Origin of the sequence: Rhodococcus sp. NyZ502 (assembly GCF_041464245.1) — a bacterium.
GTDB lineage: Bacteria > Actinomycetota > Actinomycetes > Mycobacteriales > Mycobacteriaceae > Rhodococcus_F > Rhodococcus_F qingshengii.
Map to the genome: position 1 here is coordinate 564,814 of NZ_CP167155.1, position 10,187 is coordinate 575,000.

At 63.3% G+C, this 10,187-nt stretch carries 10 protein-coding genes and 1 tRNA gene (1 of these 11 running past the window's edge); 10 read left to right on the forward strand and 1 reads right to left on the reverse strand.

Features of this window, described 5'->3' with window-relative positions; genetic code table 11:
* Positions 1-49 precede the first annotated feature (49 nt).
* Genes ACBG85_RS02700 through ACBG85_RS02710 form a run of 3 tightly spaced genes read left to right on the forward strand, consistent with a single transcriptional unit; the run spans position 50 to position 959 of the window.
* Positions 50-253, forward strand: coding sequence for a DUF4244 domain-containing protein (locus ACBG85_RS02700; protein WP_042446719.1), 204 nt, complete (start codon positions 50-52; stop codon positions 251-253).
* Positions 253-612 carry a TadE family type IV pilus minor pilin gene (locus ACBG85_RS02705; protein ID WP_007732449.1) on the forward strand — a complete coding sequence of 120 codons (360 nt, stop codon included), beginning with the start codon at positions 253-255 and terminating at the stop codon, positions 610-612. Before ACBG85_RS02700 ends, ACBG85_RS02705 begins: the two co-directional genes overlap by 1 nt.
* Positions 609-959 (forward strand): Rv3654c family TadE-like protein, encoded by a 351-nt coding sequence (locus tag ACBG85_RS02710; protein WP_064112056.1) that lies wholly within the window; start codon positions 609-611, stop codon positions 957-959. The genes ACBG85_RS02705 and ACBG85_RS02710 overlap by 4 nt, the downstream gene beginning before the upstream one ends.
* Here ACBG85_RS02710 and ACBG85_RS02715 read toward each other — a convergent pair.
* Positions 952-3,240, reverse strand: a complete 2,289-nt coding sequence (locus tag ACBG85_RS02715; RefSeq protein WP_003946107.1) for a DEAD/DEAH box helicase — start codon at positions 3,238-3,240, stop codon at positions 952-954. The two genes, ACBG85_RS02710 and ACBG85_RS02715, sit on opposite strands and share 8 nt — an antisense overlap.
* Before the next feature lie 456 nt (positions 3,241-3,696).
* Here ACBG85_RS02715 and ACBG85_RS02720 point away from each other — a divergent pair, with 456 nt between their 5' ends.
* The 7 genes from ACBG85_RS02720 to ACBG85_RS02750 form a co-directional block, all read left to right on the forward strand.
* Positions 3,697-3,900: a cold-shock protein gene (locus tag ACBG85_RS02720; protein ID WP_003946117.1), complete on the forward strand. Its 204-nt coding sequence runs from the start codon at positions 3,697-3,699 to the stop codon at positions 3,898-3,900.
* A gap of 185 nt (positions 3,901-4,085) precedes the next feature.
* The gene (locus ACBG85_RS02725; RefSeq protein ID WP_003946106.1) at positions 4,086-4,670 is read left to right on the forward strand and encodes a hypothetical protein; all 585 of its coding nucleotides are present in this window, start codon (positions 4,086-4,088) and stop codon (positions 4,668-4,670) included.
* A 192-nt stretch (positions 4,671-4,862) separates the two neighbouring features.
* Complete coding sequence (gene topA / locus ACBG85_RS02730; protein WP_003946104.1) at positions 4,863-7,799, forward strand: type I DNA topoisomerase; 2,937 nt, start codon at positions 4,863-4,865, stop codon at positions 7,797-7,799.
* 33 nt (positions 7,800-7,832) lie between these two features.
* Positions 7,833-9,062 carry a DNA polymerase III subunit delta' gene (locus ACBG85_RS02735; protein WP_019746652.1) on the forward strand — a complete coding sequence of 410 codons (1,230 nt, stop codon included), beginning with the start codon at positions 7,833-7,835 and terminating at the stop codon, positions 9,060-9,062.
* Positions 9,063-9,092: 30 nt separating this feature from the next.
* Positions 9,093-9,165 (forward strand) — tRNA-Thr (locus tag ACBG85_RS02740).
* Positions 9,166-9,286: 121 nt separating this feature from the next.
* Positions 9,287-9,856 carry an RDD family protein gene (locus tag ACBG85_RS02745; protein ID WP_047270004.1) on the forward strand — a complete coding sequence of 190 codons (570 nt, stop codon included), beginning with the start codon at positions 9,287-9,289 and terminating at the stop codon, positions 9,854-9,856.
* Between the two features lie 30 nt (positions 9,857-9,886).
* Positions 9,887-10,187, forward strand: the 5' portion of a protein-coding gene (locus ACBG85_RS02750) for a DUF2752 domain-containing protein (RefSeq protein ID WP_007732476.1). It continues 122 nt past the right edge of the window; 301 of the gene's 423 nt are visible here — the first part of the coding sequence; it begins with the start codon at positions 9,887-9,889; its stop codon lies off the right edge, out of view.

Below are 10,187 nucleotides of genomic sequence, written 5' to 3' on the forward strand. Positions count from 1 at the left end.
AGCTCCTGCGGCAGAAGTGCTGCCACAGGTTTCGATTGAAGGGGGAGAAATGATTTCGAAGACGTTGAGGACGGTGTCGGCCAGATTTGCGCTGTTGGTAACGGAGGACGACGGTATGTCCACCGCGGAGTATGCGATCGGCACGATTGCGGCTGCCGCATTCGGTGCCGTCCTGTACACGGTTGTCACTGGCGACTCCATTGTCTCGGCGCTGACAGGCATCATCGACAAGGCTCTCAAGACAGCTGTGTGATGTTGTCCACGAGAGGTATTCGGCAAGCCGACGACGGCGCCGTGACGGTGGAGGCCGCGATTGCTCTGGCTTCGATCGTCACGGTGGTCGTGCTGTGTGTCGGTGGAGTCCTGGCGGTGTCGATGCAGGTTCGGTGTGTCGACGCCGCTCGTGAGGCCGCGCGGTTGGTGGCACGTGGTGATCGTGAGTCTGCGGTCACCACGGCCCGTCGGATCGCACCCGAAGATGCGTCGATCTCGGTGGAGATCGTGGACGGCTTTGCGGTGGCCGTTGTCAGCGCCGAGAGTGCGTTGCTGCCGTTGGTCGACATTTCTTCCGAGGCGGTGGCAGCAGTGGAGTCGGGAGTGGAGGAGGGGTGAACCTACGTGACGACGAAGGTGTTGCCACGGTTCTGGCGTGCTGCGTTCTGGCGGCGATCGTGATGGTGACCGGCGGGATGCTGCATGTCGGTTCCGCAGTGGTGGCTCGGCACACGGCTCAGTCGGCCGCTGATCTTTCGGCTCTCGGCGGTGCGGGCGCCTTGGACGGCGGCGACGAGTCGGCGTGTGAGATGTCGGCGGTGATCGCGGAGCGGATGCGTACGGTGCTCGCGGAGTGCGAGGTGCAGGGATGGGATGTAGTCGTCGAGATACGCGCACCGGTGTTGTTGTCGGGCTTCGGGATCGGAGATGCGCAGGCTTACGCGCGTGCGGGTCCGGTCAGCTGATCGTGTCGATCACGGCGGTCAGAACCTTGACCGCGCCGTCTTTGTCGAGTGGGTCGTTTCCGTTGCCGCACTTGGGTGAATAGACGCAGGACGGGCAACCGTGAGCGCACTCGCAGGACAGTATGGCGTCGCGCGTCGCGGTGAGCCATCGGGACAGTTCGCTGTGCCCTCGGTCGGCGAACCCGGCGCCGCCGGCATGACCGTCGTAGACGAAGACGGTCGGGAGTCCGGTGTCCGCGTGCATCGCGGTGGACACTCCGCCGATGTCTCCGCGGTCGCAGATCGCCACCAGTGGCAGCAGGCCGATTGCGGCATGTTCGGCGGCATGCAGTGATCCGGGGAACCGTTCGGGCGGGACCCCGATTGATTCGAGGAGTTCCGGCGTGACCGTGTACATCACTGCCCTGGTGGGCAAAGTGTGTGCGGGCATGTCGAGTTCGATCGAGTCGAGGACTTCACCCGAAGTCAACCGTCGTAGGTATCCGACGACTTGATGTGTCACCTCGACCTGGACGAGAGCGACGGCGATGTCGCCGTAGTTCTTGTGCTCGAGTTGTTCGGTGATCGTGATTTCGGTGGTCTCGCGAGCCGAGGTGGTCCAGTCCGGATTCTCGGTGTGCACCAGTGCGAGTCCGACGTCGAGGTCCAGTTCGTCGACGACGTAGGTCTCGCCTTGATGGATGTGCACGGCGCCGGGATGAACTGTGGCCGGAGCGCGGCCCGCGTCGACAGTGCCCAGCATCCGGCCGGATTCACCGTCGACAATGGCCACCTGAGTTCCGATGCCGCCGCGAATGTCCAAAGAGCCGTGGGGGTTCGAATCGGCGGTGACGAACCATCCGTGCTTTCGGCGCCGGATCTTGCCTTCCTCGGACAGTCTCGTCAGAACCTCGAGAGCCCCGAACGCGTCCACCTCGGCATCGGAAAGTGGGAGTTCCATTGCAGCGCAGAGAAGTTGTGGTCCCAGGACGTACGGATTTCCGGGATCTGTCACCGTCGCCTCGACGGGTTTGTCGAGTACCGCTGACGGATGGTGAACGAGGTAGGTGTCGAGTGGATCGTCGCGGGCGATCAACACGACGAGTGAACCCTCACCGCGTCGCCCGGAGCGACCCGCTTGCTGCCAGAACGAGGCGACGGTGCCCGGGAAGCCTGCCACGACAACGGCGTCGAGGCCTGCGATGTCGACGCCGAGCTCCAGTGCGTTGGTGGTGGCTGCGCCCAGCAGTGTGCCGTCGGCGAGTGCAGCTTCCAGTTCGCGTCGGTCCTCGGCCAGATATCCGGCGCGATACGACGCGACTCGCTCGGCGAGGTCCGGGTCCACCTCGGCGAGTAGACGTTTGGTGGCCATCGCGGTCAGTTCGGCGCCGCGGCGGGAGCGGACGAAGGTGAGAGTGCGGGCGCCTTCGATCATGAGGTCGGCCATGATCCGCGCGGCTTCCGCGCCCGCGGGACGTCGTACCGGGCTACCGTTTTCGCCGGTCAATGCCTCCAGTAGCGGTGGTTCCCACAGCGCGACGGTGCGTGGGCCGTGCGGCGATCCGTCTTCCGTGACCTCGGTGCAGTGTGCGCCTATGAGCCGCGAGGCCGCCGCGCCGGGATCTGCTGTGGTCGCGCTGGCCAGAATGAAGGTGGGTTCGGCGCCGTAACGGGCTGCAATTCTGCGTAATCGCCGGATCACGAGCGCGACGTTGGATCCGAAGACTCCCCTGTAGGAGTGGCATTCGTCGATGATCACGTATTTCAGGTTGCGGAAGAAGTGTGCCCATCGCTGATGGGTTCTGAGCAGAGAAATGTGGATCATGTCGGGGTTGGTGAAGAGCCAGCGTGAGTTCTCACGTGCCCAAGTGCGGAGTTCCTGAGAGGTGTCGCCGTCGTACGCACTGGCGTTCGTGCTGCGAAGTTCGACGTCGAAGTCGGTGAGGGACAGCACTGCTCGCAGTTGATCGGAGCCCAGCGCTTTGGTGGGGGAGAGGTACAGGGCTGTTGCGAGCGGATCGGTCGCCATGGCCGTCAGCACCGGGAGTTGGTACGCCAGTGACTTACCCGACGCCGTACCGGTGGCCACGACCACGTGTTTTCCGGCGTAAGCGAGGTCGGCGGCCTCACTCTGGTGGATCCACGGGGACCGCACGCTGTGCTCGGCGAGCGCACGTACGACGCTGGGGTGCACCCACTCCGGCCATTCGGTGAACTCGGCTACGCGAGCAGGTAACTGCGCGGTGAACATCAGTGGTTTTTCGCTTCCACTGACCCCGGCGACGACCCGATCGAGCAGCATCTGCCCGTAGGTCTCGCCAGGCTTCCCTCCCGGGGCGGGGATCGGGGAAGGTGCGTTCACGTGACTCTCCGGGCTCGGCGTTGGGGTGTGGCGGCAATCGGAAACTGTCGCTACCTGCAGTTTTGATGATACGCAACGGTCGGCGGTCTTGGTGGAACCGGGTGCTCGGCGCGCGCGCGGGAAACCACGATCGTGGGCTGTTTTTCTCGTAGCGAACTTTTAACGTTTTTAGTTCCCTTTTCGACTGTTGTGCACGCGGAGAACATGGTTGACTGACAATCGGTCGCAGCTTCTGTGTTCGTAGGCTTGAGAAAGTGCACGCTCGCAGGATCGTTGTTGCGGGCGCGGTGCTCTGCCTTTCCTGAGGGGGAAATAAAGACGTACAGCGGTCGGAACCGGCCCGGTGGACTGTAAGGGCTGTTCACCGAATCCGGTGTTAGAAAGAGAAGGAAAAGCATGGCACAGGGCACTGTGAAGTGGTTCAACGCTGAAAAGGGCTTCGGCTTCATCGCTCCCGAAGACGGTTCCGCAGACGTCTTCGTTCACTACTCCGAAATTCAGGGCAACGGCTTCCGTACCCTCGAGGAGAACCAGCGTGTGGAGTTCGAGGTCGGCCAGGGCACCAAGGGTCCCCAGGCTACCGGCGTTCGCGCGGTCTGATTTTTCCGCTCACTTGCTGAGCGAATAGTTCGGACAGTATTTGTCCCCCATCGCATCCGTGCGGTGGGGGACAAATCTTTTCGGGCTGAGTTAGTACTTTCCCTGTCCGAGGTGAATGCACGCAGCTGTTCGGCCACGGCCGGTCGTCTATGCCGTCGATACCTTCGTGGCTTACGTTTCACTCTGTGAGCCAACTGTCCTTTTTCTCTGCCGAGTCGATTCCACCTGCCGTGACGGACCTTGCCGGAATGCTGGCCGGACCGGGGCAGGTCGTGACCTCGGAGGATCGCGCGCGGATCTCGATCGTCGTGGATCGGGACTGGAGAGCGCAGGCCGTTGCCGAGTTGATCGCGCAGTGCGGACTCGGGGCCGAGGTGACGCGTAGTGAAGAAGGCAGCCCATTGGTCCGCACTCAGTCGACGCCCGCACTCCTTCCGCTGTCCGTGCAGTGGACCAAGGGAGCTGTGAAGGCGGTGCCGGTCGGTTGGGTACCGAACTCCCGCCAACTCCGGGTGTGGGCCGTCGCGGCCGGCAGGCTCGAAGAAGGCGGCGAGCGATTCGTGTTCGGCCTCGACCCTCATGCCAAGGAGACGCACGCACCGCTGGCTCAGGCCTTGATGCGGGTTGGTATCGCGCCGACTCAACTGGGTAACCGGACACCGGGCCCGGGGCTCCGTGTGTCGGGAAAGAAGAGACTGACAAAGCTCGTCGAATACCTCGGTGAGGCGCCGAAACACGTCGACACCTCTGTCGCCTGGCCACACGTCTGACAGTGCTGATGCCGCGTGTCCGCCGGTGCTGATGCCGCGTGTCCGACGGAGCCCATACTGTACTGATCTGCACGAATGTCTTGCGGGTATGTCACTCTGTAAAGAGAGACACGGGGTATAACTTGCTCCACACGTCTAGTTCTGAAGATCTGCCGACGGCAGTGAACGTCCAAAGGAAGGCTCGGGCAGCAGGTGGCTAAAGCGGACAACGGCAGCGGTCAGGGAGCGTCCGGTAACCCTCGTCGCCTCGTGATCGTCGAGTCACCGACCAAGGCGCGCAAAATCGCTCCCTACCTCGGTAAGGACTACGTCGTCGAGGCATCGGTCGGTCACATTCGCGACCTCCCGCGCGGCGCAGCGGACGTTCCGGCCAAGTACAAGGGCGAGTCGTGGGCCCGTCTCGGCGTCAACGTCGATCACGACTTCGAGCCGCTCTATGTCGTGAGCCCGGAAAAGAAGGGCAAGGTCGCCGAACTCAAGTCTCTGTTGAAGGACGCCGACGAGCTCTTCCTCGCAACTGACCCCGACCGCGAGGGCGAGGCAATCGCCTGGCATCTCCTCGAGACTCTCAAGCCCAAGATTCCGGTTCGTCGAATGGTCTTCCACGAGATCACCGAGCCGGCAATCCGTGCTGCCGCCGAAGACACCCGCGAACTCGACACCGACCTCGTCGATGCTCAGGAAACCCGCCGCATCCTCGACCGTCTCTACGGCTACGAGGTCAGCCCGGTTCTCTGGAAGAAGGTCATGCCGAAGCTCTCGGCCGGCCGCGTCCAATCGGTGGCCACTCGCGTCATCGTCCAGCGTGAACGCGAGCGCATGGCGTTCAAGTCGGCGTCGTACTGGGACATTTCCGCGACGCTCGACGCCGGTGCAGAGGCCAGCCCGCGTAGTTTCGGTGCTCGCCTGGTCTCCGTCGACGGTTCGCGTGTCGCCTCCGGCCGTGATTTCGGAGCTGACGGAAAGCTCAAGGGCAGCGCGGTCACCGTGCTCGACGAGGCGTACGCGCGTCGTCTCGCGGAAGCATTGCAGGGCGTCGACCTCACGGTTTCCTCCGCCGAGGACAAGCCGTACACCCGCAAGCCTTACCCGCCGTTCATGACGTCGACGCTCCAGCAGGAAGCCGGACGCAAACTTCGTTTCACGTCCGAGCGTGCAATGCGCATCGCACAGCGTCTGTACGAAAACGGCTACATCACCTACATGCGTACCGACTCGACGACTCTCTCGGAGTCGGCGATCGCTGCCGCTCGTGCGCAGGCCACCGAGTTGTACGGTCCGGAATACGTGCATCCGACGCCGCGTCAGTACACCCGCAAGGTCAAGAACGCGCAGGAAGCCCACGAGGCGATCCGCCCCGCCGGCGACGTGTTCCAGACCCCGGGTCAGCTGCACTCCAAGCTCGATTCCGACGAGTTCAAGCTGTACGAACTGATCTGGCAGCGGACCGTCGCTTCGCAGATGGCCGACGCCCGCGGTACGACGTTGACGCTTCGCATCTCCGGCACGGCAGGCACCGGCGAGGACTGCACGTTCTCCGCTTCGGGTCGCACCATCGTGTTCGCCGGCTTCCTCAAGGCTTACGTCGAGAGCGTCGACGAAGAGGCCGGCGGTCAGTCCGACGACGCCGAATCCAGGCTTCCGGTGCTGGTCAAGGGTCAGGAAGTCACGGCCACCAAGCTCGATCCGGACGGGCACAGCACCAACCCGCCCGCTCGCTACACAGAAGCCAGCCTGATCAAGACGCTCGAAGAACTCGGCATCGGCCGTCCTTCGACCTACTCGTCGATCATCAAGACCATCCTCGATCGCGGATACGTCTACAAACGTGGCAGCGCGCTGGTTCCGTCCTGGGTGGCGTTTGCCGTCATCGGACTGCTCGAGGTGCACTTCGGCCGGCTGGTCGACTTCGACTTCACGGCAGGAATGGAAGACGATCTCGACGCGATCGCCGGCGGCCGTGAGCAGCGCGGCAACTGGCTGAGCAGCTTCTACTTCGGCGGCGAGACAGGCGCCGAAGGTTCGGTCGCCCGCGAGGGCGGGCTGAAGAAGATGGTCGGAGTCAACCTGGAGGAGATCGACGCTCGCGAGGTCAACTCCATTCGTCTCTTCGACGACGCCGAGGGCCGCGAGGTTCATGTGCGCGTCGGCCGGTTCGGGCCGTATCTCGAGCGCATGGTTCAGAATCCGGACGATCCCGAAGGCGATCTGATCTCGCAGCGGGCAAATCTTCCCGATGACCTGCCACCGGACGAGCTCACTCCCGAGTACGCCGAGAAGTTGTTCTCGACACCTCAAGAGGGCCGCAAGCTGGGCGTCGACCCACTGACGGGCCACGAGATCGTCGCGAAGGAAGGCCGCTTCGGTCCCTACGTGACCGAGATCCTGCCCGAACCGCCGGCCGAGCCGGAACCGGACATCGTTCCCGTCACCGCTCCCGAGCCGGAAGAAATCAGTTCGGGCAGCACCAAGACTGCGGTGAAGAAGGCCGCTGCCAAGAAGGCGCCTGCGAAGAAGGCTGCCAAGAAGGTCGCGGGCCCGAAGCCTCGGACCGGATCGCTGCTCAAGTCCATGGATTTGGCGACGATCACCTTGGAAGATGCGCTGCGTCTGCTGTCGCTTCCGCGCGTCGTGGGTGTCGACCCCGAATCGAAGGAAGAGATCACCGCGCAGAACGGCCGTTACGGTCCGTACCTGAAGAAGGGCACGGACTCACGCTCGCTCGCCAACGAAGAGCAGATGTTCACCGTCACGCTCGACGAGGCGCTCAAGATCTACGCCGAGCCGAAGCGTCGTGGGCGTCAGGCGTCTGCAACGCCTCCGTTGCGTGAGTTGGGCGTCGATCCGGTCAGCGAGAAGCCGATGGTGATCAAGGACGGCCGTTTCGGTCCGTACGTCACCGACGGCGAGACCAACGCCAGCCTTCGCAAGGACGACGACGTCGAATCCATTTCCGATGCTCGTGCATCGGAGTTGCTGGCTGATCGTCGTGCGCGCGGCCCGGTCAAGAAGAAGGCAGCGGCCAAGAAGGCTCCGGCAAAGAAGGCCGCTGCCAAGAAAACAGCCGCAAAGAAGGCCCCGGCAAAGAAGGCCGCCGCCAAGAAGGCTCCGGCGAAGAAGGACTCGTAAGGCTTCGTCGGTGCCGACGGTTAGGGTTTTTGCATGAGTACTGAAGTGGCCGAACGAGGTGTGTTCGGTCGGCTGGTGGGTCAGCACGACGTCGAGCAGAGCCTGCGTGATGCTGCACTGTCGGCTCGTGGCGATTCCAGCGGCTCGGAGATGACCCACGCGTGGCTCTTCACCGGGCCACCCGGCTCAGGTCGTTCGGTGGCTGCTCTCTGCTTCGCCGCTGCCCTGCAGTGCACCTCCGACGGTGCACCAGGGTGCGGTGAGTGTCATGCGTGTACGACGACGATGGGTGGAACCCACGGTGACGTACGACGGATCATCCCCGACGGCCTGAGCATCAGCGTCAAAGGCATGCGCGAGATAGTCAACATCGCTTCGCGTCGACCGACGACGGGGCGGTGGCAGGTGATCGTGGTCGAGGATGCCGATCGTTTGACCGAAGGCGCAGCCAACGCCCTCCTGAAGGTTGTCGAGGAGCCGCCGGACCGCACGGTCATCCTGCTCTGCGCGCCGACGACCGATCCGGAAGACATGTCTGTCACCCTCCGATCGCGGTGTAGGCACATGCCGTTGGTGACGCCGTCCGTCGAATCGATCGCCCAGGTACTGATCGACCGCGACGGGCTGGATCCGGAACGGGCGAGAATCGCCGCATCGATCAGCGGCGGACATGTCGGCCGGGCTCGGCGTCTCGCCACCGACGAGAGCGCGCGCGACGAGCGTCAGCGTTCGCTTCGACTAGCCGCCGACGCGATCGGGGCTTCGACGGCGTACAAGGCCGCAGAGAACTTGGTGAAGTCGATCGAGGCTGACACCAAGGCGTTCTACGCCGAACTCAAGGAACAGGAGCTCGAGGAGCTCAAGGTTTCCTTGGGTGGTGGTGGAACCGGCAAGGGAACAGCCGGGACTCTGCGCGGATCGGCTGGTCTGATCAAGGACCTCGAAGCGCGTCAGAAATCGCGCGACACCCGGGCCCGCCGCGATCTTCTCGACCGGACGCTGATCGACCTGGCCGGCATGTACCGGGACGCGCTTTCCTATTCGCTGGGGTCGACGTCGACGGCGACCCATCCCGACATGGCTCGGCAGGCCGCCGAGTTGGCTGCACGAACGTCCCCGGAGGGGTTGCTCAAATGCATCGAAGCGGTGCTCGAATGCCGCGAGGCCGTCGACTTCAACGTCAAGTTGCAGTGGGCGCTCGATGCGATGGTTGCCTCCATCGGAGCCGCTTTCCGACCCCCGTTTTCGCGATCCGGGGGTTGACCAGATAGACTCGCCACCGCCGAAAGGCACGCTGCCTTAGCTCAGTCGGTAGAGCATTTCACTCGTAATGAAAAGGTCGAGAGTTCGATTCTCTCAGGCAGCTCAGCCAAGAGCCCCACACCCGGAAATCCGGATGTGGGGCTCTTGTCGTTAGTTCCCAATTCTTGCGTATGTGCGGTTTATCCTGAGTTCGGCGAACACGTGCCTGAACAGGGGAGACCTCGATGTCGGATCAGAACTGGGGACCAGGTCAACCATCGCAGAATCAGCCGCCGTACGGGCAGATGCCGCCGATGCCGCCGCAGGGTTATCAGCCGCCGACGCCCGCCTATCCGTACGCAAGCTGGATCTCGCGGGTGTTCGCGTCAATCCTCGACGGCTTTGTCGTTCCGCTCCCGGGCGTCATCCTCGCGATCATCGGGGCGGTGATCGCGTTCTCCGGATCCGAAGTGACCACATACGACGACGGCAGCGTGAGCGCTGAAGGCGGCAATCCGGTCGGCGTGATCGTCATGGTCGTCGGCATACTGGCGATCTTCTTGATCGAGGTATGGAACCTCGTCTTCAGACAAGGGAACACCGGACAGACGCTCGGCAAGAAGTGGCTGGGAATTTCGGTGATTCGGGAGTCCGACGGTGTACCGCTCGGCCCGGTGATGGCGCTGCTTCGTTGGATCATGATGGCGATCCTGGGTGGGGCATGCTTCCTCAACTATCTCTGGCCGCTCTGGGACTCGAAGCACCAGTGCTGGCACGACATGGTGGTCCGGTCGGTAGTCGTTCGCGCCCGCTAGTCGCTGCCGGGGTCTCTTACAGTGGGTGCCATGGAGTTGGAAGCGGTCACAAGTCGACGACGCTCGCTGGCCGCACCCGTCGGTGTTGCTGCAGTGGCCGTGACGGCCGCCGCGGTACTCCACTTCCGTGATCCCCACAGCGCGGGTAGTTACGGCGTTTGTCCGATGTACGCGTTGACGGGATTGTGGTGCCCGGCGTGTGGTGGCCTTCGTGCGGTCAATGACCTGACTAATCTGGATATTGGCGCCGCAGTGTCCAGCAATGCCTTGATCGTGCCGTTTATCGCGGTGTTGGTGATCGCGTGGATCGGTTGGACAGTGCGCCGTTGGA